The organism is Arthrobacter terrae (genome assembly GCF_015708085.1).
GTDB classification, from domain to species: Bacteria; Actinomycetota; Actinomycetes; order Actinomycetales; family Micrococcaceae; genus Arthrobacter_M; species Arthrobacter_M terrae.
The window spans coordinates 52,863-73,307 of record NZ_JADNYM010000022.1; the positions used below are offsets into that span (position 1 = coordinate 52,863).

General features: G+C 62.8%; 20 protein-coding genes, 1 tRNA gene and 1 riboswitch. Of the genes, 9 read left to right on the forward strand and 12 right to left on the reverse strand.

The window, feature by feature from the left end:
* Positions 1-50 precede the first annotated feature (50 nt).
* From IV500_RS16025 to IV500_RS16035, 3 genes are all read left to right on the forward strand, one after another.
* Positions 51-2,225: a bifunctional copper resistance protein CopD/cytochrome c oxidase assembly protein gene (locus tag IV500_RS16025; protein WP_196397819.1), complete on the forward strand. Its 2,175-nt coding sequence runs from the start codon at positions 51-53 to the stop codon at positions 2,223-2,225.
* Positions 2,225-4,240, forward strand: coding sequence for an NHL domain-containing thioredoxin family protein (locus IV500_RS16030; protein ID WP_196397820.1), 2,016 nt, complete (start codon positions 2,225-2,227; stop codon positions 4,238-4,240). Before IV500_RS16025 ends, IV500_RS16030 begins: the two co-directional genes overlap by 1 nt.
* A 146-nt stretch (positions 4,241-4,386) precedes the next feature.
* Positions 4,387-5,343: a putative endonuclease domain-containing protein gene (locus tag IV500_RS16035; RefSeq protein ID WP_196397821.1), complete on the forward strand. Its 957-nt coding sequence runs from the start codon at positions 4,387-4,389 to the stop codon at positions 5,341-5,343.
* A gap of 2 nt (positions 5,344-5,345) precedes the next feature.
* Here IV500_RS16035 and IV500_RS16040 read toward each other — a convergent pair whose 3' ends face one another.
* Both IV500_RS16040 and IV500_RS16045 read right to left on the reverse strand, forming a co-directional pair.
* On the reverse strand, positions 5,346-6,332 hold the full coding sequence (locus tag IV500_RS16040; RefSeq protein WP_312875960.1) for a hypothetical protein: 987 nt from the start codon (positions 6,330-6,332) through the stop codon (positions 5,346-5,348).
* A 68-nt stretch (positions 6,333-6,400) separates the two neighbouring features.
* Positions 6,401-7,354, reverse strand: a complete 954-nt coding sequence (locus IV500_RS16045; protein ID WP_312875961.1) for an AEC family transporter — start codon at positions 7,352-7,354, stop codon at positions 6,401-6,403.
* Between the two features lie 75 nt (positions 7,355-7,429).
* On the opposite strand from IV500_RS16045, the gene IV500_RS16050 reads away from it, so the two are divergent.
* The gene (locus tag IV500_RS16050; protein WP_196397822.1) at positions 7,430-8,320 is read left to right on the forward strand and encodes an NAD-dependent epimerase/dehydratase family protein; all 891 of its coding nucleotides are present in this window, start codon (positions 7,430-7,432) and stop codon (positions 8,318-8,320) included.
* Between the two features lie 99 nt (positions 8,321-8,419).
* Positions 8,420-9,058 (forward strand): SRPBCC family protein, encoded by a 639-nt coding sequence (locus IV500_RS16055; protein WP_196397823.1) that lies wholly within the window; start codon positions 8,420-8,422, stop codon positions 9,056-9,058.
* Here the strand turns inward: IV500_RS16055 and panD are convergent.
* Positions 9,055-9,468 (reverse strand): aspartate 1-decarboxylase, encoded by a 414-nt coding sequence (gene panD / locus IV500_RS16060; RefSeq protein WP_196397824.1) that lies wholly within the window; start codon positions 9,466-9,468, stop codon positions 9,055-9,057. The genes IV500_RS16055 and panD overlap by 4 nt on opposite strands.
* Positions 9,469-9,508: 40 nt before the next feature.
* Positions 9,509-10,384 carry a LysR substrate-binding domain-containing protein gene (locus tag IV500_RS16065; RefSeq protein ID WP_196397825.1) on the reverse strand — a complete coding sequence of 292 codons (876 nt, stop codon included), beginning with the start codon at positions 10,382-10,384 and terminating at the stop codon, positions 9,509-9,511.
* 120 nt (positions 10,385-10,504) lie between these two features.
* Here IV500_RS16065 and IV500_RS16070 point away from each other — a divergent pair, with 120 nt between their 5' ends.
* Positions 10,505-11,854 (forward strand): MFS transporter, encoded by a 1,350-nt coding sequence (locus IV500_RS16070; protein ID WP_312875962.1) that lies wholly within the window; start codon positions 10,505-10,507, stop codon positions 11,852-11,854.
* Here IV500_RS16070 and IV500_RS16075 read toward each other — a convergent pair.
* The 6 genes from IV500_RS16075 to IV500_RS16095 all read right to left on the reverse strand — a co-directional run bounded on the left by IV500_RS16075 (position 11,830) and on the right by IV500_RS16095 (position 15,963).
* On the reverse strand, positions 11,830-12,984 hold the full coding sequence (locus tag IV500_RS16075; protein ID WP_196397826.1) for a N(5)-(carboxyethyl)ornithine synthase: 1,155 nt from the start codon (positions 12,982-12,984) through the stop codon (positions 11,830-11,832). The genes IV500_RS16070 and IV500_RS16075 overlap by 25 nt on opposite strands.
* A gap of 8 nt (positions 12,985-12,992) precedes the next feature.
* A complete protein-coding gene (locus IV500_RS21975) occupies positions 12,993-13,127 on the reverse strand; it encodes a hypothetical protein (RefSeq protein WP_281064054.1) in 135 nt (44 codons plus the stop codon).
* A 287-nt stretch (positions 13,128-13,414) separates the two neighbouring features.
* Positions 13,415-13,831: a VOC family protein gene (locus IV500_RS16080; protein WP_196397827.1), complete on the reverse strand. Its 417-nt coding sequence runs from the start codon at positions 13,829-13,831 to the stop codon at positions 13,415-13,417.
* Between the two features lie 91 nt (positions 13,832-13,922).
* A tRNA-Gly gene (locus tag IV500_RS16085) sits at positions 13,923-13,996 on the reverse strand.
* Positions 13,997-14,226: 230 nt separating this feature from the next.
* Positions 14,227-15,462, reverse strand: a complete 1,236-nt coding sequence (locus tag IV500_RS16090; RefSeq protein WP_196397828.1) for a cation:proton antiporter — start codon at positions 15,460-15,462, stop codon at positions 14,227-14,229.
* Between the two features lie 18 nt (positions 15,463-15,480).
* Positions 15,481-15,963 (reverse strand): cation:proton antiporter regulatory subunit, encoded by a 483-nt coding sequence (locus IV500_RS16095; RefSeq protein WP_196397829.1) that lies wholly within the window; start codon positions 15,961-15,963, stop codon positions 15,481-15,483.
* A gap of 77 nt (positions 15,964-16,040) precedes the next feature.
* Between IV500_RS16095 and IV500_RS16100 the strand changes: the two genes are divergently transcribed.
* Both IV500_RS16100 and dcd read left to right on the forward strand, forming a co-directional pair.
* Positions 16,041-16,904 (forward strand): tryptophan 2,3-dioxygenase, encoded by an 864-nt coding sequence (locus IV500_RS16100; protein ID WP_196397856.1) that lies wholly within the window; start codon positions 16,041-16,043, stop codon positions 16,902-16,904.
* 46 nt (positions 16,905-16,950) lie between these two features.
* Positions 16,951-17,526, forward strand: coding sequence for a dCTP deaminase (dcd, locus tag IV500_RS16105; protein ID WP_196397857.1), 576 nt, complete (start codon positions 16,951-16,953; stop codon positions 17,524-17,526).
* Between the two features lie 16 nt (positions 17,527-17,542).
* On the opposite strand, the gene IV500_RS16110 is transcribed toward dcd, so the two are convergent.
* Together IV500_RS16110 and IV500_RS16115 are read right to left on the reverse strand one after the other, a co-directional pair.
* A complete protein-coding gene (locus IV500_RS16110) occupies positions 17,543-18,880 on the reverse strand; it encodes an MFS transporter (protein WP_196397830.1) in 1,338 nt (445 codons plus the stop codon).
* A 325-nt stretch (positions 18,881-19,205) separates the two neighbouring features.
* The gene (locus IV500_RS16115; RefSeq protein WP_196397831.1) at positions 19,206-19,466 is read right to left on the reverse strand and encodes a DUF4235 domain-containing protein; all 261 of its coding nucleotides are present in this window, start codon (positions 19,464-19,466) and stop codon (positions 19,206-19,208) included.
* Between the two features lie 124 nt (positions 19,467-19,590).
* Positions 19,591-19,711, forward strand: a riboswitch (TPP riboswitch).
* Between the two features lie 52 nt (positions 19,712-19,763).
* On the opposite strand from IV500_RS16115, the gene IV500_RS16120 reads away from it, so the two are divergent.
* The gene (locus IV500_RS16120; protein ID WP_196397832.1) at positions 19,764-20,444 is read left to right on the forward strand and encodes an ECF transporter S component; all 681 of its coding nucleotides are present in this window, start codon (positions 19,764-19,766) and stop codon (positions 20,442-20,444) included.
* The last annotated feature ends 1 nt before the right edge of the window (position 20,445 follow it).

The window sequence follows — 20,445 nt, forward strand, 5'->3', positions numbered from 1 at the left end:
CCACCGGCGACGATTCGCGCATCTGCGGATGCTTGCCGGAGAATAGGTACGTGCCAGTAACCACCACCAGCCGAAGAATTCCTCCCGTCAGCGGACCAGCAGCAGTACTGGGGATCCGTGGCCTGTGGCTGCTGTCCGGAGCAGGCGCGGCCCTGCTGGCGCTGGTGGTTGCCTTGCTCTTTTCTTCAGCGGCCGCTGCCAGCACGCTGATAGACCCAGGCGCCCTGACCCGGTGGGGCCTGCCGATAGCGCTGATCATCCACAACCTGGCGGTTGCCACCGTTATTGGATCGCTGGTTTTTGCGGTGGTGCTGCTGCCAAAGGATCTCGCTCCCAGCCGGCATGCGCCCGGCGGGCGATCTTCCGGATCTTCCCGCAGGGCGCCGGTAACGACGGCGCCGGTAACGACGGTGCCGGTCATGGGCGGGCCGGTGGGGCCGCCCGAACATCCTGCCTTCACCCGGGCCATGACGCTCGCTGCCGGCGCTGGCCTGCTCTGGACCATCTCTGCCGTCGCGGTGCTGATTTTCACCTACTCCGATATCTCCGGCCTGCCGATATCCGGCACGGGCGACTACTCCAACCAGTTGGTCTACTTCATGACAGACCAGGCAACAGGTCAAGCCTGGCTGTCTATCTGCATTTTCGCCGCCGTCGTCACGACGCTGTGTTTTGGCGTCCGCTCAACCACCGGGCTGGGCCTGACCATGGTGCTGGCCATCCTCGGGCTTGTTCCACAGGCACTGATCGGGCACTCCTCCAGCGGCTCGGACCATCAGGGAGCGGTAAATTCCCTGCTGCTGCACATCATCGGCGTTGCCCTCTGGGTGGGTGGCATCATTGCGCTGGCAGCGGTGTCCACGAAGTTGGGTAAACTAACGGCACCGGTGCTGAAGCGGTTCTCCGCACTGGCTCTGGTGTGTTTCTTTGTTGTCTTCGCTTCCGGCGTGATTAACGCGGCCATCCGCGTGACCAGTTGGAATGCGCTTTTCACCTCCCCCTACGGCCAGATGATCATGGCCAAGACGGTGGCCACGTTGGTGCTGGGCAGCATCGGTTACATGCACCGGTCCTGGATAATCCCGCGGCTTGAGGGCAAACGCCCGCTCGCAGCGTCCCGGGTCCTGTGGCAACTGATCCTCGGTGAATTGATAATCATGGGCGCCACCAGCGGGATAGCAGTCGCCCTGAGCCGATCCGCCCCGCCGCAGCCAACCACTTTTGCACCTGACGCGACACCCGCCGTGATCCTCAGCGGGTACCCGCTGCCGCCCGAACTGACCTTCTCCCGCTGGTTCAGCGAGTGGCGATTCGATTGGCTCTGGCTGACTTTTGTGCTGGTAAGCACGGCACTGTATTTCTCCGGCATGCTCAAGCTACACCGCCGGGGAGACAAATGGCCGGTGCTGCGGTTGGCCTCCTGGCTGGTCGGCATGGTGGCGCTGGTCTTCATCACCTCCGGCGGTCCGGCGGTGTACGGCATGGTGCTGTTCAGCGCGCACATGGTGGACCATATGGCCTTGATGGTGGTGGCACCGCTGTTTATGGTACTGGCCGCACCAGTGTCCCTGGCGTTGAAGGCGCTGACTCCCCGCGGCGACGGGAGCCGAGGCGCACGCGAATGGATCTTGGTGATTGTCCATTCCAGGTTCTCGAAGCTGGTAACGCACCCGCTCTTTGCCGCAGCCAACTTTGCCGGCTCGCTGGTGCTGTTTTACTACTCCGGCGCTTTTGAATATGCGATGCGGGACCACATTGGCCACGAACTGATGATTTTGCACTTCACGCTGACCGGTTATGTATTCATTCTCACCATGATCGGTACGGATCCGCTGCCGCGTCGTGCGCCGTATCCGCTCCGGCTGCTGCTGCTGCTGGCCACGATGGCTTTCCACGCCTTTTTCGGGGTGACCCTGATGAGCTCCACGGCGCTGTTGGCCGGTGACTACTTCGGGAACATGGGCCGGTCCTGGGGCGCTTCGGCCATCGTGGACCAGCAGGCGGCCGGTGCCATCGCCTGGGGAATCGGCGAGGTCCCGACCCTGCTCATTGCCCTTGGGGTGGCTTTGATGTGGTCCCGTTCGGATGAACGCGAGATGAAGCGCAAGGACCGCGCTGCGGACCGGAATAATGATGCGGATTTGAGTGCTTACAACGATATGTTTGCCGACCTTGCCCAACGGGACGGAATCGTGCATGACGCCAAGCAAGGAGAACACAGCTAGTGGATACAGCAGCAGGGACCGCAACGCACCTGAAGATCAGGGCCTCCGAGCTTCAGGGTCGGAGCTGGCTTAATACCGGCGGTAAAGCGCTGGGGCTGGAACAGTTGCGTGGAAAAATCGTGCTGCTGGATTTTTGGACGTTCTGCTGTATCAACTGCCTGCACGTGATCGATGAACTGCGGCCGCTGGAGCAGGAATACTCCGATGTGCTGGTGACAGTGGGGGTGCACTCACCCAAATTTGAACACGAGGCGGACCCGGTGGCCCTGGCTGCCGCCGTCGAACGTTACGAGATCCGCCATCCCATTCTGGACGATCCGCAGTTGCTCACCTGGCAGGCTTACGCGGCACGGGCCTGGCCCACCCTTGTGGTCATCGATCCGGAGGGCTACATTGTGGCGCACCTTTCCGGTGAGGGGCATGCGGCGGGTCTGGCGACGCTGATTCCCGAGCTGATGGCGGAGCATGAAGCCAAAGGCACCTTGCACCGGGGCGATGGACCGTACGTGGCTCCGGTGCCGACGGCGGGCGATCTTCGCTTTCCGGGTAAGGTGCTGCCGCTGCCGAACGGGCGTTTTTTGGTTTCCAATACCGGGCAGCACCGGCTTACCGAGCTGGGACCGGATCTGCAGACGGTGCTGCGGACCATCGGTTCCGGGGACAAGGGGCATGCCGACGGGACGGCCGGAAAAGCGCAGTTCAATGAGCCGCAGGGCCTGACCCTGTTGCCGGCGGATATCGCCGCGCAGGTAGGCTACGATGTCGTCGTCGCCGATTCCGTCAATCACCGCCTGCGCGGCGTCCGGCTCAGCGACGGATCGGTCCGGACGCTGGCCGGCAGCGGCATCCAGCGGCTGCTGGAGGCCGGACCGGCAAGAGTGGACGACGACGGCGCCGCACTTTCCGGCGGCGATCTGGGCTTGCGTCCGCTGGAGGTCGCGCTGTCCTCGCCGTGGGACGTCATCTGGTCCGCGGCCCTTAACCGGGTAATTGTGGCCATGGCCGGCGTTCACCAGATTTTCGGATTTGACCCGGTAACCGGCCGGATCAGTATCGTGGCGGGTAATGGGCTCGAAGGTCTGCTGGACGGGCCGGCGGACCAAGCGTGGTTTGCCCAGCCCTCGGGTCTGGCCGAGGGACCGGATGGAAGCATCTGGGTGGCCGATTCGGAAACCTCCGCCCTGCGGGTACTCCGGGTCACGCCGCCCGCCTCCCAACTAGGTAGCAGCAACGGCACCCATTCGTCATTTTCGGTGCCGCAAGTGCGACCTAGTTGGGACGAAGAGGGTGCTGCGGGCATCACAGTGGAAACGGCCGTAGGTACGGGCCTTTTCGATTTCGGTTTCCGCGACGGAGCGGCGGAGCAGGCCCGGCTGCAGCATCCGCTGGGTGTGACGGTGCTGCCGGACGGTTCGGTGGCCATTGCCGATACGTACAACGGCGCAGTGCGACGCTATGATCCGGTCGCCGGGACATTGAGTACGCTGGCTCGGGGCCTTGCGGAGCCCTCTGACGTGCTGTTGGACAGCAGCGGGGAAACCGCGCTGCTGATCGTGGTGGAAGCTAACCGGCATCAGCTGGTGCGCTTGCCGGTTCCCAAGGAAGCGCAGCAGGTCGATGAAGGCGCGGCACAGACGCAGCGTCCTAAAACCCCTGTTGCCCCGGGTGAGCTTGCTTTAGAGGTACGTTTCTCGGCTCCGACGGGGCAGAAACTGGATGACCGCTGGGGGGACCCAACCCAGCTGAAGGTCTCCGCTACACCGCCGGAGCTGCTGACGGCAGGAGGGGGGACGTCAATGGGCCTGTCGCGGAGCCTGACTTTGGCGGACGGAATTCCCGCCGGAATTCTGCACATTACCGCCCGCGCGGCCGCGTGCGACGGGCCGGAAACGGCCGACGGCGGGATCCCTGAGCATGCGGCATGCCACCTGTACCAGCAGGACTGGGGTATCCCCGTGCTGCTGGATCCCTCCGGTGCCACCGTACTGACGCTGGATCTGCGCGGAATGGATTAGCGTCCGGCTACGCCTGCAGGAGTCATCATGAGGAGTAGCCAGCATCCGTAGCCAGCATCCCTGCACAGACCAGCGCACTCCTGCCGTCGCGCACAGATCAGTCAACGCCGTGCCATAGCCGTTCGTCGACTGGCAGAGTGATGGACATGGATATTGAGCAGGTGTTGCGGGGCTTGGGCGGGGCCGCCCGAACGGGCACCTTGCTGCAGCTCGGCGTGACCGCAGCCCAGCTTGTGCGTGCGGTCCGGAGCAGGCAGGTATGGCAGCCGGGACCGGATGTTCTCTCGATCTACGGGGCTCCGGAGGAGTTTGTGCAGGCCGCCTGTCAGGGCGGCGTTCTGACGTGTGTCTCCGCTGCCGGTCAGTTCGGGCTGTGGCGGGTCCGCGAACCTCGACAGTTGCATCTGGCCTTTCCGCAACAGCGGCGGCTTGGCCATGAGCCGTGCGATGAACCGGACCATGAACGGGACAATGAGCCGCACGATGAACCGGTTGGTGCGTCCGTGCCCGGTCCCAGCTACAGCAGCTTCACGCCGCTGCGGCATCCCATCCTTCATTCACGGCTTACTCGTCCGGCTGCCGGACCTCCTGTGGCGGCGCTGGAGGATGCGCTGATTCATGCGCTGTTGTGCCTGCCGATGCCGGAGTCAGTGGTTCTGGTGGAGTCGGCAGTCAACCGTGGGCTGGCGACCACTGATCTGCTGCGCCAGACCCTCTTGGCCGGAACGGATGCTGCGACCGTGAGGGCAGGCCATGCTCTGACGGCGCTCGATCTGGTCCACCCGGGATCGAGTTCGGCGCTGGAAGTCCTGGCGCGGGTAGTATTCCGCCGGTTCGGTTTCGACGTTGCCACCCAGGTGTGGATCTGCGGTGTGGGGGTGGTGGACTTTCTGATCGAGGGGTGTCTCATCGTGGAGCTCGCCGGGCCGGACGTGGAGCTGCACAAGTCACAGTTCCGTGCGGACTTCTGCCTGGAGCTGGCAGCCATCGCCGCGGGCTATGCGTTGTTGCGGGTGCCGTACACGGAGGCGGTGAACCGTCCGCAGCTATTGTCCGGGCGGCTGCGGCGCGCATTGGGGGAGGGGAGGCTGCTGGCCGGGTGAGATTAGTAATCTACTACGGGTGTGACCGTGACCTTGGACCCCGTCGTATCCAGCTTGGCCGTGAAACCGAAGTCCTCCGCCTGCTTAACCTGGCTTACTTCACCGGTGTAGAGCTGCTGTTCCTGGTAGCTGACCTGCGCTTTGACGGTTAGCGGTGCTATCACCCATGCGCCGCCATAGGCCGAAATATTCACTTTCGGGTAGCTCACAATGTTCCACAGGACCGGGCTGACGATCCGGTTGTCCGAGTGGTTACTCAACGGGCAATCCGCCGGTAGCAGTACCTGTTGTTTGGCGCAGCCGTCCAGATACTGCTGCAGTTGGTCATTGACTGCATTCATCAGCTTCGCCGAGGGCGCCGTAGCGAGGTCCACTGCCGGGACCCTGACAGCGGGGGAGGTGACCGTCGTCGACACAGCTGGTGCCTGGAACAGGTCGTTCGCAAAGGCTGCCTCATATTGACCGGGGTACAGCACGGCGAACCTATTGCGGCCGGCCGGCATTCTGACAGTGACGCCGTTGAGCGAGGCGGTGGTTTCGTTGACCACGGAGACATCGAGGGTGGGCAGTGGAGCGGGGATAAAGGACCACGTGCTGAAGAACAGCCACTGCTTGCCTGCGGGCTCCAGCTGGAAATTGGTACTCTTCTGCGCGCCATCGACGTTGTAACTGGCCGTCACCTTGACGTTGCCGCCGTCTTCCGGCTGGGGATCGCCAACCCGTAGATCCGACAGGTGGGCCGCAGCACTGCTGAGGCCTCTGCCGTCGAGTACGGCAGGGTTAGCCGTGGGGGTCGTGGGCTTGAGCAGTCCGAGGGCTTTGGCCCCATCGCCGTCGTGCAGCGCCTGAAAATAATCCCGTACCGGTTGCTGTGGGCCAAAATAGTTCGCATTCACGACGCTGATTGTGATGACGGCTGCGGTTACGGCCAGCATCAGTCCCAACAGCCAGCCGGCCGCGATCCTGATGAGTCCGGTGCCGTTTTTCACGGTATCCACGATACCGGTTGGGGCAGGTTGGCCGCGTCGGGGAGGCCGATTGTGACCTTAGGCCCGGCTCACGCCAGCAGCGCGGACACCAGCACCAGCACCGGGACGCCCACGGCGGTGGTCAGCAGAACCGTGTCTTTGGCAATCGAGACACCCGTTTCATAGCGCGCCGCCGTAATGAAGACGTTCTGGGCCGTGGGCAGGGCGGCCAGCACGACGGCGGCAAACAAGGCGTGCCCGTGCAGGTCCAGCAGGTAGCGGGCCAGTAGAAAAGCAACAAGTGGCTGCAGCACCAGCTTGACACCCGAGGCGAGCAGGACGTCGCCGCGGTCGAGGCGGTTCTGCAGGGGTTTGGAGCCGTACAGCGAAATGCCGAAGGCCAGGAGCGCACCGGGGACGGCAGCCCCGCCCACCAAAACGAATGGCTGCATGAGGAGGTCCGGGGGATGCCACCCGGTGCCGGCAATCAGCAGCCCGAGCAGGGATGCTATCAGGATAGGGTTCTTGGGGATCTGGATCAGGAAGGCACCGAAGGATGCGTTACGGCCACGACTGACGCTGTCCATCATCAGGACGAAGAATGGGGTGTAGAACGCCAGCTGGAAAATCAGCACGGGAGCTGCGAAAGACGCGTCGCCGAGGACGTAGACTGCAATGGGAATGCCCAGGTATGCGGCATTTACCAAGGACGCGGACATGGCACCGACCAAGGCTGTCCCGGTGCGTCGTTTCAACAGGACACGGGCAATGAACAGATACGCCAGCGAAGCGGCGAAGGCACTCAGCGCAGCCACCAGCAGTGAGGTGGAAAAGACCGCACGCAGATCCGTGCGGCTCAGCGTCTGGAGCATCAGTGCCGGCGTCGCGACGAAGAACACCAGGCGGCTGAGGATTCTCTGGCCGTCCGGTCCGAGCACATTGAAACGGCCCAGCACGTATCCAATGAGGATAACGATCCAGATGACCGAAAAGCCCTGCAGAACGCCGAGCATGCTTAGCGTGATCTGATATTGGAAGGGCAAGCTCTCTTAAAGTGCACCGGTCCAGCCTAAGCTGAAGCCAAGTGAAGTCGCGCAGGTCGAATCGAAGGAGCGAATATGTTGACCGTTGCTGTTACAGGAGCCCATGGTAAAGCCGGCCGGGCGGCCGTAGCCGAGCTGCTGGCGCATGGTTACCAGGTGCACGCCAGCGACCTCGCCGGACCGGTGGGGCGCAATTCGGATTTGGGGTGCCCGACGATGCGTGTGGACCTGACCGATTACGGTCAGGCGCTTCAGGCACTGAGCGGGGTCGACGCCGTCGTCCATTTGGCAAATATCCCTGAACCGGGCATGTACCCGCCGGCAGAAACCATTAACCGCAACACCGCCGCAAATCACAACGTCTTTTTGGCGGCAGCGGCGCTGAAGCTCCAGCGGGTGGTGTGGGCGTCGTCGGAAACGACCCTTGGACTGCCGTTCGGCGGGAGCGACAAGGCCGGTGAAAGAGATGGAGAGCTGCATTACGCGCCCGTTGATGAGGATCATTTTCCCTACCCGAGCAGCACCTACGCGCTCTCCAAGGTTCTCGGAGAGCAGGCTGCGGCGCACGTTTCCGGCTGGTCCGGGGTCCCGTTTGTGGGGCTGCGGATCACGAATATTTTCACTGCGGCCCAATACCAGCAAGTACCGGATTACTGGGCCGACGCCCGGCTGCGGCGCTGGAATCTGTGGGGATACATTGACGCGCGCGACGTCGCCGCTGCATGTCGGAACGCGCTGGAAGCAGACACGACCGGTTCCATCAACGTCATCATCGCCGCCGCGGATACGATCATGAACCGGCCCTCGGCGGACCTGCTGGATGAGGTGTTTCCGGGACTTGAGCGCCGGGCGGAAATCAGCGGACACGAAACGCTGCTGAGTATCGAAGGCGCACGGAAACTGATTGGCTACCGGCCGGAGCATTCCTGGCGGGACGTTATTTCCGCGGGCGAGGCAGCAGGATAAGTCCTTGATACCGTCCGCGGCCGCAGGTAGCGTGGACAGCGCATTGCAGTCACCCGGTCCGTCCCGCACCGGGTGAGCGGGTTTCAGATAGGAAACGTGATGACAACTGTTCAAGAGTCCGTTGATGTAGCGGTTCCAGTCACGGTGGCGTATAACCAATGGACGCAGTTCGAATCGTTCCCTGAATTCATGGACGGCGTGGAATCAATCACGCAAACGTCGAAAACCACCAACCACTGGGTGATCCGAATCGGTGGGACGCAGCGTGAATTCGACGCGGTGATCACCGAGCAGCACGCCGATGAGCGGGTGGCGTGGAAGAGCGTGGACGGGAAATCCCACGCGGGCGTGGTGACGTTCCACCGACTGGACGACGAATCCTCCCGCGTGACTGTGCAGCTGGACTGGGACCCGGAGACTTTTGTGGAAAAGGTGGGTTCTGCCCTTGGCACGGATGACCGGCGGATGAAGTCTGACCTGCGGCGCTTCAAGGATTTCATTGAGGGACGCGGTTCGGAGACCGGCAGTTGGCGCGGAGACGTTGCGGCGCCCGGAGCCATGGCCGGCGGCCTGGATAGCCCAGCCACCGGCACTCGGGGATCCGGGGCGGCCGAGACGGCGTTGAGCGTCCCCGGGGCTGCCTCTTCCGGGGCGCAGGACCCGGCGGATCAGGATCCCGTTATGCAGAATCCGGCGGTGGAAGACCCCGATTCCGGCGGAGCCAAATCTGCCGGCTAGCGTACGGCTAAGGGCGGCCGGTGCAGGCCAGCGGTGACGGCCTCGGCCGGATCGGTGCCGAGGAGTACTATTTTATTGCCCGCGTCGACGTGCACCACTGACGGAATATAGTCCCGTGCCTCGGCGGTGGACATCTGCGCGTAGGTGATCAGGATGACCAGATCACCTACCTGCACCAGATGCGCGGCGGGCCCGTTGATGCCCAGAACGCCGGAGCCGCGTTCGCCGGGGATTGTGTACGTCTCCAGCCGGGCGCCGTTGGTGACGTCGACAATGGAGACCATCTCACCCGGCAAAATATCCGCGGCATCCAGCAGATCTTCGTCGACGGTGACAGAGCCGACGTAGTGCAGATCCGCGTGGGTGACGGTGGCGCGGTGAATTTTGGACTTAAACATGGTTCTGTTCATAACGGCTCCATTCTACCGCCGGTGCCATGTGTGGCCGCACTTACCGCGGTCTGGCGTGCGGTGTGAGCTTACGGCCCATAATGGCCTGCGTCAGCGCGTCGACGACCTCGGTGTTGGCCAGCGGGTTGCGGATCAAGGTGAAGTCGACATCGCCCACCGGAGGCAGTGCGAAACGTGTGGTGATGATCTTCAGATCCTCCGGCACGAGTGAGGCAGGCATGACGGCGACGCCGATTCCGGCCCGAAGCGCTGCAAGCACGCCGCTGATCTGCTTGGTACTGCAGGTAATACGCCACGTGCGGCCGGCAGCCTCCAGTGCGTTAATCGCCAGCCGGCGGCTCAGGCTCGGAGCCGGGTAGGCGATGAGGGGCACCGGGGAGTGTGGCGCCAGCACGGTTTGTTCGAGGCCGACCCATGCGAATGAATCCTGCTTGACCACCACGCCTTCCTGTGTCCCGGAGACGCCGGAGACCCATTTAACGAAGACCAGATCCAATTGTCCGGCCTTGAGCCGGCGGTGCAGCTGGTCGCTTTGGCTGACGGTGAGCTCAAGGTTGATTTGCGGGTATAACTGGCGGAATTCGCGTAAAATTCTGGGTAACCCGGTGATTGCCAGGTCATCTGCCGTTCCGAAGCGCAATCGTCCGCGCATGGCGGCGCCGGAAAAATAGCGTGCTGCATCCTCGTTGGCAGCCAGGATGGCGCGGGCAAAGCCGGCCATGGCGTCCCCGTTATCCGTTAAACTCACTTCCCGGGTATCCCTGGCAACCAACTGCCGTCCCGCCTCGGTCTCGAGTTTGCGCACATGCTGGCTCACCGTGGGCTGGCTCAAATGCAGTCTTTCGGCAGCGCGCGTGAAGCTTCCCGTATCCGCGACGGCCAGGAAACTCCGTAGCTGCCCCGGATCGAAGAGCATATTTTTCTCCTGTCATTGCAAGCCGTAATAGGACTTATAGATATCATATCCTTTTGAAATGTCTCTGCCCTGGCTACGCTGGAGAACATCCCCGCATCCAGACCGACCCACAGGATTCCAGTGACACCCCCCTGCGCGCAAGCCGGCGCTTCCACCCTGACAGCTCCGATTAACCTACTTGCCTCCCGGCCGCCCTGGCGCCAGACCTTCTCCTCGCTGAAGGTGCGCAACTTCCGGCTCTTCGCCACCGCCCACATGGTCGCCGTGATCGCACTGTGGATGCAGCGCATCGCGCAGGACTGGCTGGTGCTCCAACTCTCCGGCAGTGTGACCGCCGTCGGCATCACCGTGGCGATGCAATTCGCCCCGACCCTGCTGCTGATGCCACTGGGCGGCATGATCGCGGACCGCTACTCCAAGCGGATGATCCTGATGATCAGCCAGGGTGCCGCCGGCATTTTAGCCTTGGCCATGGCCGTCCTTGCACTGACCGGCAGCATCCAGGTCTGGCATATCTACGGCATTGCATTCATGCTGGGACTGGTCACCGTGGTGGATCAGCCGGCGCGCCAGGTATTTGTCAATGAACTGGTTGGCCCGGCCCAACTGCGCAATGCCATCAGTGTCAACTCATCGCTGTTCCAAATAGGCGCCATGATTGGCCCTGCCATCAGCGGAGTCCTGATTAGTGCCGTCGGCGGCGGCTGGGCTTTCGCGGTAAACGCCGCAGCGTGCGTGTTCACCGTTGTGATGCTTTCCTGCCTGCGCCCCGCGGACCTGCTTAAGTCAGCGCCGGCGCCCAGATCAAGGGGCCAGCTGCGGGAGGGCCTGGACTATGCCCTGGCCAAGCCCACCATTTTCTGGCCCGCGCTGATGGCCGGTTTCATTGCGGTCTTCGCGATGAGCCTGCCGGTGTTGATGGCGGCCTATGCCAACAATGTCTTTGACTCCGGGGCCGGCGGATACGGGCTGCTCAATACGCTGGTGGCGGTTGGCGCGCTCGCCGGAGCTATGGCCTCCACCCGGCGCCCCGTGCTGCGGCTGCGGACCGTCGTAGGGTCCGCGGGGACCTACGGCGTGCTGCTGGTGGTTGCCGCCGCCGCTCCCGGCATGTGGATCTTCTGCGCCGTGATGGTTTTCGCCGGTTTTGCCTCGCTGACCTTTTTGACCAGCTCGAATCAGCTCGTGCAGATTTCCACGAATGTGCGGATCCGCGGCCGCGTAATGAGCCTGTACATCATGGTGTTGATGGGCGGTCAGGCAATCGGCGGCCCGCTGATCGGTGCCCTGGCTGAACACCTGGGTCCGCAGTGGGCCACCGTGATTGCCGGCATCGTTCCGGCCGCGGCGGCCGCCGTGATCGCCGTCGTCCTGGCCCGGCGCGGACAGCTGACCCTGAAGGTCAGCAGGAAAAGCCGACGGCACCCGCTGCTGATCGTCAGGCGTCAGGAAGCGGCTGCATCCGCCTGAGTCGGGTGCGGATAACCGGAAGAACGCTGCTGGAACCTGAGCGCATCTTCATTGAGGATGTGACCGTCCTGGATTTCCACGGCGCGGCGAATAGTCTCATTCCCTGCCCAAGCCTTGGGGCCGGCCAGTACGGTCTCAAGGAACGGCAGCAGGGCCTCGCTGATTTCCCAGGTCGCGGAATTCCACAAGTATGACGGGCTATGGTCCACGGCGTAGTAGCCGATGTGGTCGCCCACCTCAAACATCGGTTCGGTAAACGTCGTCGACCGCGCCCAGCTGAAGCCCATACCCTCGTCGCAGGAAACATCGATAATCAGGCTGCCGGGACGGAAAGCACTCAGATCCTCCGTCCGCAGGTACATCAGCGGCGCGTTCGGGTCCTGCAGCGTGCAGTTGACCACGATGTCACTGGCCGCGAGGAAGGGCGCCAGCGGCACCCTGCCCTCGTCCGTCATGACGTGGCTGAAATCGGCTTCGTCCTGGTCGAACCTGACGATCTGGGCCGAATGAATGGGTGATCCAACGGCGGCCACCTCACGGCTGGTCAATACCTGCACGTCATGAATTCCGTGCGCGTTCAGAGCGGTGATGGCGCCGCGTGCGGTGGCCCCGAAACCGATGACGACGGCGCTCAGCCGGCGGCCGTAGTCACCCGTGGAGCCGGTCAGTGCCAGCGCGTGCAGAACAGAGCAGTATCCCGCGAGCTCGTTGTTCTTGTGGAAAACATGCAGGCTGAACCCGCCGTCGCTGGCCCAGTGATTCATCGCTTCGAATGCGATCAGCGTCAGGCGCTTGTCGATCGCGAGCTGGGTGATGGCACGGTCCTGGACTACGTGCGGCCAGCCCCACAGAATCTGGCCGTCGCGCAATTCAGCCAGATCCGCCGGCTGTGGCTTGGGCAGCAGAATCACGTCCGCGGCGGCGATCAGCTCTTTCCGGGACGTGATGCGGCCAACCAACGGCTCCAGCTGCGCGTCGGAAAACCCGAACGGCTCGCCGTAGCCGTGTTCCAAAATAATATTCCGGGCGGTTCCGGCGAGGATGCGCTCCAGGTGCAGCGGATGGATCGGCAGGCGGCGTTCATCGGGCTTGCGCGATGTCGCCAAAACACCAAGGGTCATTGCCGTCATTGGCTGCGTCACTTCTTTTTCGCAGCTGCAGCTTTATCCACCGAGGTTGTGGTGGCTGCGCCGGCCCGCTTCTGGGCCCGCTTTTCCTTAATGGACATGCCGGGATTCTTCCCTGCGGATTTTCCTGCGGTCTTCTCGGCCATGATCACTCCTAAGGGGGAACCGGAATGGCTCCGTGTGACTGACCATACACGCTAATTGTGTGGAGTCCCTGACCGCCGGTGGGCAGATGCCTGCTCCTTCATCGTCCGTCGTCGGCGGTGAGCGCTGCCGCCAGCCCGGTCCTCGGCAGGCCGGGCAGCAGCAGATAACGGATGTGAGCAAGGGCACGGGGATGTGTCTGGTCACACCGGCGGCGCGCCTGAGCAGGGCCCACACCGCTGCGGAGCTGTGCCGGCCCCTACGTCATCGCACCCTGACCCTTTAGGATCTAACCCTTCGGCGCAAAGAGCTCCAAGGCGATGTTGTCCGGGTCCCGAAATTCGAGGATATAGCCCGCTCCGATGTCTTTAACCTCTTCATGGGAGACGCCGAGCTGATCGAGTTGTGTCAGCGCGGCATCCAAGTCGTCCCGCGAGGCGACAGCAAAGCTCACATGGTCCAAGCCCACTCGATCTTCATCGAACGTGTCCTTGCCGACTGGCCGCAGCCCGAACAGGGAATCGCCGAGCTGGTAGACCAGGCCGCCGAAGAGCCAACTGAATTGTTCCCGGGTGGCTTCATCTGCATTGGGCGGAACCTCGAATGCAACCGGCAGGCCGAAGAGCGCATCGTAGAAGGCGCGTGAACGCTCTAGATTTGTCACAGTCAAACGCATATGGGCAAAGGCGCGTGTAGGAATCGACATATTTGCGATGTTGTCACGCTTAGACGGCTCAGGCAAGGGTCGGACAGGACTGGGCTAAAGTGCCCGCGGACGGGGCCGGTTTGACCGTCAGTGGAGCGGGCGACGGGAATCGGACCCGCGTATCAAGCTTGGGAAGCTAGCGCTCTACCATTGAGCTACGCCCGCAGTGGAGGTGTATCCCTCCAACAGCAAAGACCACATTACCTCATTCCGCGGCACGCTTTGCGCAGAGCGTGTTCGCCCGGCTGATGCTCGGAAATGGCCGACTCTGATCCGCCCCAGCTGCGCGACGTCTTCCCGGACCCTAGCCGGGGGAGGCCGGCGGCAGCGGGTACCGCCGCTGTTTGGGGAGAACGACGACGACGGCGCAGCCGGGGCGCCGTCGTCGTCCTCCGTCAGAGTTCGGGGCCGGCGGGCGGTGCAGAATCCGGCGTGAAATCCCGTGCAGGGCGTGGGGTGGCTGTCGGGACGGACCCGCCCTGGAACAGGATGACCAGCGGCTCCACGTAACGTGCGGCGACGGGGCCGAAGACGGCCATGATGAGCACATAAGTCGTGGCCAGCGCGGCCAATTCGTTGGGAACGCTGCCGGCGGCGACCGCCAGACCGGCGATAACGATGGAGAACTCTCCGCGGGCAATGAGGGCGGCACCTGCCCGGGCCCGGCCCAAGCGGCCGATGCCCTGCCTGCTGGCAGCCCACCAACCGGTGCCGATCTTCGTCACCGATGTCACGAAGGCCAGCAGCAGGGCAAAACCGAGCACCGGTGGTATGGATGCGGGATTCGTATTCAGGCCGAAGACCACGAAGAACATGGCCGCGAACAGGTCCCGCAGGGGTTCCAGTACGCGCGTTGCGTTGTTCGCGGTGGCGCCGGAAATGGCAATGCCAAGCAGGAACGCACCGACCGCGGCGGAGACCTGCATGGCGGAGGCCAACCCGGCGATCAGCAGGGCCGCGCCGAGCAGCTTGAGCAGGAAGGTCTCCCGGTCGGGGCTGTCGATAATGGCCGAAACAACGTGACCAAATCTCAACGCCAGCACCAGCACCACCGTCACCGCGGCCAGAGCGATACCCACCGCGGTCATGCCACCGGCGATGGAAACGCCGGAGAGCACGGCGGTCAGGACCGGGAGATAGGCAGCCATGGCAAGGTCTTCGATCACCAGGATGGACAAAATCACCGGGGTCTCCCGGTTGCCGAGTCGGCCAAGATCGCCAAGGACCTTGGCGATGATTCCGGAGGAGGAAATGTAGGTGATGCCTGCCATAACCAGTGCACCCACCGGACCCCAGCCCAACAGGAGGGCAACAGCTGCGCCGGGGGCCATGTTCAGCACCAAGTCCACCACGCCTGGCAGCCAGGATTGCTTGAGCCCGGTCACCAGCTCCTTGGCCGTGTATTCCAATCCCAGCATCAATAGCAGCAGGACCACGCCGATCTCGCTGGCTATGTGGCCGAAGTCTTCAATGCCGCCGAAATCGATCAAACCGCCGTGTCCGAACGCCAGCCCACCGAGCAGGTAAAGGGGTACCGGGGACATGCCGATCATCCCGGCAAGTCTGCCTAGGACGCCGAGTCCGAAAAAGACAATGCCGAGCTGGATGAGCGAGAGGGTGGTGTCATTCACAGGGTAATGCCACGCCTCCTAAATGGACTGCAGGATTTCAGCCGCCGCTGCCAAGCCGGAATCGGTGCCGACAATGACGATTACATCCCCGGACAGCATGACCTGATCCGGCCGTGGCGAAGCGAGGACGCTGCCTTCCCGGAGAATCGCGACAACAGAGGTGCCGGTCAGGGTCCGCATCTGTGTTTCGCCAAGAGTGCGGCCGGCAAAGCGGGCACTTTCATGCATCAGGAACTGCTGGGTGCTGACTCCGGGGAGATCCTTCTGCTCCGCGGACAGTTGGGCAATGAGTTTGGTGCCGCCCAACAGTCCGCCGAGGGCCGCCGACTCGTCCGCACTTAACGGGATCGACACGGCGCAGGCGTCCGGATCATCGAGCCGGGAGACGATAAGTTCTGTATGGCCGTCGCGGTGTGTGACGACGCCAACGCGGCGGCCGGTCCTCAGCGTGAGTTCCCGGCGGACGCCGATCCCCGGCAGCGGGGTTTCTAGAATGTTCATGGAACTACCTTAGCCGTGCGTTCAGCGCTGGCGTAGGCTCCAATATGGCGATGGCGAACCTATTCAAAGGACTGGCAGTGGCGGTTAAGAAGAACACGCGGAAGATCGAAGCCGGCATCGAGACGGACTTCGGGGACAAGATGAGCTACAGCTCCTACCTGGCGCTCGATGACCTGCTCTCCGCGCAGCACCCGGTCAGCCGGCCTGTGCACCACGACGAGATGCTTTTCATCATCCAGCATCAGACCTCCGAGCTCTGGCTAAAGCTGGTGCTGCACGAGATGCGGGCTGTGCGGAAGGCGCTGATGGTCGATGATCTGAGAACGGCGATGAAGGGGATCGCGCGGATTAAGCACATTCAGCGCAGCCTGACCGAGCAATGGTCGGTGCTGGCCACATTGACGCCCTCGGAATATGCCCAGTTCCGCGGTGACCTTGGCTCTGCGTCCGGTTTCCAGTCCGCCCAGTACCGGGCGGTGGAGTTTTTGCTCGGCAATAAGAACGCGGGAATGCTCAAGGTATTTTCCTCGGATCCCGCCGCTCATGCGGTGCTTGAAGAGCTGCTGGGCCAGAGCAGCGTCTATGACGAATTCATCCGGCTGCTGGATCGGCGCGGATTCCAGGTTCCGACCCAGTTGCTGAACCGTGACTTCAGCAAGGCGCACGTCTTCAACGATGAACTGGTGCAGCTGTACCGGGTGATCTATGAGAACCCGTCGGAGCATTGGGACTTATACGAGGCGTGCGAGGAGCTGGTGGATTTGGAGGACAACTTCCAGCTGTGGCGTTTTCGGCACATGAAGACCGTGCTGCGCACCATTGGAATGAAGACCGGCACGGGTGGTTCTTCCGGTGTCGATTTCCTGCAGCGCGCCCTGGCATTGACGTTTTTCCCCGAGCTTTACGCCGTACGCACCGAAATCGGTGCGGTCACGCCGTAGCGCCCAATCGTCTGATGCGGCCAAGGCGATGCGCTAGTTTTAGATGGTGCTCATCTCAGACCGTGATATTCGTGCCGAAATTGACGCCAAGCGCATTGCCTTGGAACCCTACGATCCCGCCATGGTGCAGCCGTCGAGCATTGACGTGCGCATTGACCGGTTGTTCCGGCTGTTCGACAACCATAAATATGCGCACATTGATCCGGCCGTGGATCAGCCCGATCTGACGCGCCTGGTGGAGGTCGCACCGGACGAACCTTTCATTTTGCACCCTGGTGAGTTTGTGCTCGGCTCGACGTATGAGGCTGTGACCTTGCCTGATGACATTGCGGCCAGGCTGGAGGGGAAATCCTCGCTGGGACGGCTGGGGCTGCTGACGCACTCCACCGCCGGATTCATCGATCCAGGGTTCTCCGGGCACGTGACGCTCGAGCTGTCCAATGTTGCAACCCTGCCGATCAAGCTCTGGCCGGGAATGAAGATCGGGCAGCTGTGCTTCTTCCGGCTGACCTCAGCTGCGGAGCACCCCTACGGCACGGGCGGGTACGGCAATCGGTACCAGGGTCAGCGCGGCCCCACCGCGTCCCGATCCTTCCAGAACTTCCACATCACCGCCATCTGACCAACTCGCTCAAGGGTCAGGCCGTGGCGTGCGCGGATTCGTTGCGGGCGGGGGCTTTCACCGGCAGCAGCATCAGCAGACCGGCCAGCAGCACGATCAGGATACCGATAATGCCCCAGCGCTGTGCGCCGAACCAGACGATAAAGAGTCCGAAGAGCATCGGCGCCAGAAAAGACACCGCCCGTCCGGTAGTGGCATAGAGTCCGAAAAGTTCCCCCTCGTGCCCCTCGGGTGCGAGTCTGCCGATGAAGGTGCGCGCGGAGGACTGCGCCGGACCAACGAACAGGCATAGGAGCAGGCCGAAGATCCAGAACGCCGTCTTCCCTTCTGCGAAAAGCAGCACGGTCCCGGAGACCAGCAATCCGCCAAGCGAGATGACGATCACAGTCTTCGGGCCTAGCCGATCGTCAAGGACGCCGGCGGAAATGGACCCGACGGCGGCAACAACGTTGCCCGCAATGGCGAAAATCAGCACGTCACCCTTGGCGAAGCCGAAGCTACCCACCGCGATCACGGCCCCGAAGGTGAAAATGGCGGCCAACCCGTCCCGGAAGATGGCACTGCTCATCAGGAAGTACAGTGTGTGCCGCTGGGTCTGCCAGAGCCGGGCAATTGTCCGGAAGAGATCCGCGTATGAGCGCAGGAAGCCTACCTTGGGTTCCGCCGGATCCGCCTTGGCCTCCGGGACGGCCAGCAGCACGGGGATGGAGAAGATGATGATCCATGCCGCTGAGAACAACGCCACCACCCGGTACGTCATGCCGTCCTGGTCCGTAATGCCGAATGGGCCCACCTTCGGGGCAATCAGGCCGTAGTAGACGATCAGCAGCGCCACGATGCCGCCCAAGTACCCCGCTGACCAGCCAAATCCGCTGATCCGTCCGATGGTGGACCGGGTGGAAATCTGCAGCAGCATGGCGTTGTAGTTCACCGCAGCCAGTTCAGCGAAGACGTGGCCGGCACCAATCGCCAGGCAGCCGAAGAGCAGGTACGACTCGTGCGGCTGGACAAAAAAGCAGCTGGCGGTGAGCAGTGCGACCAGCAAAGTATTAATTCCAAGCCATAACCGCCGCCGGCCGTTGCGGTCCGAACGCTGGCCCGCCACCGGGGCAAAGAGGGCAATGGCGACGCCCGAGACGGAGAGGGCAAAGGCCAGGACGGCGGAAGCGTGATCGGCCCCGCCGAAAGCATCTCCGGTCAGGTACAGGGCGGTAAAAATGAAGGTGGTCATGACGGCATTGAAGGCCGCAGATCCCCAGTCCCAGGACGCCCAGGCAAGAATCTGGCCCTTCGTGGCGGGCGCCTTGGCTTCGGCCAGGCCGGAGTAGCCGGCGGCCGGTGTGAGCTCACTCATAGCCAGAATGCTATACGTTCCTGCCGGTACTGCATGCATCAACGGATACGCCACCGCCGCAGTGGCAGCAGCATTTCCCGCGTCCTTATTTTTCCGCTGGCTGGGCCGGCACGCGTTCTATTTGCTGGCCGCTGTTCCCGCCGCCGGCTTCATCTGGTGCTCCTGGCGCATGAGGCGGTATATTCCGGCGCCCGGCCGCAGTTCCAACCGAACTGATCCCATGGGTGCCCGCACTAAAGCTTGAATTTGCCTTCCGTCTGGATCCACTGGCGTGGGAGATGTCCTCGCTGGTGCGGGAACCTGCTCTGGTTCCCGAATCCGAAGGCTAGACCTCGTTGGGGCTCTTGTTGATCCGGGCGATGGCCTTCTGCGTGCCGCGGCCGGCGATGACCTGGATAATGGCAGCAACGGCGGAGGAGACCAGAGCGAAGGTCAGCGCCGAACGCAGGCTGTACTCCAGATTAGTGCCGTCTTTGGGCGGTTTCTTGCCGGTGCTTTTTGCCCACACCATGTCCACCGTTTTATTAGCCAGGAAACCCGCGCCAATGCTTACGCCTGTGCCGATCAGCTTCAGCAGAATATTCATCTGGCCAGCCTAACCTGAACCGCCGCTTTCCACGAGATAGCCGGGCATACCGGCGGCCAAAGACTGCCAGCGGGCGACACATCCACCGCATCGGACGCTTGCCGGTGTAAGCTGGGAACTGCAATTAACACGACAGGGGAGCGCCGGTCACCGTTTAACGGTCCGTGCGCTGAGAGTGCGGACATCCGCTGACCCTCGAACCTGATCCGGCTAGTACCGGCGAAGGGAGTCGAGTTCTCTTCGGCATGCGGCGTCCTGCAAGCGTCCTGCCGCCCCTCCTGAAAAGGAGGACACGCAATGAGTACGTCAAACACGAGTGAAAACGGCGTTAGTTCCACGCCGGAATCACCGGAACCCCAAGCCAAAACGACATCCGCTGTTGCCGGGAGTCCCAGGCCTGCCGGACGCTGGCGCGTCGTGGACATCGTCGTTGCCTCAGTTCTGGCCGTGGCCGTCGGCGTCATCTTCTGGCTCTGGTCTATCGGCTACGCGGGAATCGCCATAATCACCGTGATTTTCCCCCCACTGGGCGGACTATACGGCGGCGGCTGGCTGATCGCCGGGGTCATCGGCGGCCTGGTGATCCGCAAGCCCGGCGCGGCGCTGTACTGCGAACTGATGGCGGCCGTGGTGGAGGCCCTGCTCGGCTCGCATTTCGGCCTGACTGTGCTGCTGTCGGGTTTGCTGCAGGGGCTCGGGGCAGAACTGGTTTTCGCCATCTTCCTGTACCGGAAGTTCAACCTTCCGATCGCACTGTTAGCCGGTGCACTGTCCGGCGTCGGCATGGGCATCGTGGACAATCTTGTTTATAACGCTGAGTGGGAGATCCCCTGGAAGATCGTGTATCTGGTGTTTGGGGCTATCTCGGGTGCGCTTATTGCCGGGCTGCTGTCCTGGCTGGCCGTGCGTGGTCTGGCGAAGACCGGTGCCCTGGCCAACCTCGGCTCCCGCCGCGCCGCGGTGGAACCTGCAGTCTAGA

Excerpts from the sequence above, each read along its gene's own strand:
- IV500_RS16035 (WP_196397821.1), top strand. The coding sequence starts at position 4,387 with ATGGATATTGAGCAGGTGTTGCGGGGCTTGGGCGGGGCCGCCCGAACG.
- IV500_RS16050 (WP_196397822.1), top strand. The coding sequence starts at position 7,430 with ATGTTGACCGTTGCTGTTACAGGAGCCCATGGTAAAGCCGGCCGGGCG.
- IV500_RS16055 (WP_196397823.1), top strand. The coding sequence starts at position 8,420 with ATGACAACTGTTCAAGAGTCCGTTGATGTAGCGGTTCCAGTCACGGTG.
- panD (WP_196397824.1), bottom strand. The coding sequence starts at position 9,468 with ATGAACAGAACCATGTTTAAGTCCAAAATTCACCGCGCCACCGTCACC.
- IV500_RS16065 (WP_196397825.1), bottom strand. The coding sequence starts at position 10,384 with ATGCTCTTCGATCCGGGGCAGCTACGGAGTTTCCTGGCCGTCGCGGAT.
- IV500_RS16075 (WP_196397826.1), bottom strand. The coding sequence starts at position 12,984 with ATGACGGCAATGACCCTTGGTGTTTTGGCGACATCGCGCAAGCCCGAT.
- IV500_RS21975 (WP_281064054.1), bottom strand. The coding sequence starts at position 13,127 with ATGGCCGAGAAGACCGCAGGAAAATCCGCAGGGAAGAATCCCGGCATG.
- IV500_RS16080 (WP_196397827.1), bottom strand. The coding sequence starts at position 13,831 with ATGTCGATTCCTACACGCGCCTTTGCCCATATGCGTTTGACTGTGACA.
- IV500_RS16095 (WP_196397829.1), bottom strand. The coding sequence starts at position 15,963 with ATGAACATTCTAGAAACCCCGCTGCCGGGGATCGGCGTCCGCCGGGAA.
- IV500_RS16110 (WP_196397830.1), bottom strand. The coding sequence starts at position 18,880 with ATGAGTGAGCTCACACCGGCCGCCGGCTACTCCGGCCTGGCCGAAGCC.
- IV500_RS16115 (WP_196397831.1), bottom strand. The coding sequence starts at position 19,466 with ATGAATATTCTGCTGAAGCTGATCGGCACAGGCGTAAGCATTGGCGCG.
- IV500_RS16120 (WP_196397832.1), top strand. The coding sequence starts at position 19,764 with ATGAGTACGTCAAACACGAGTGAAAACGGCGTTAGTTCCACGCCGGAA.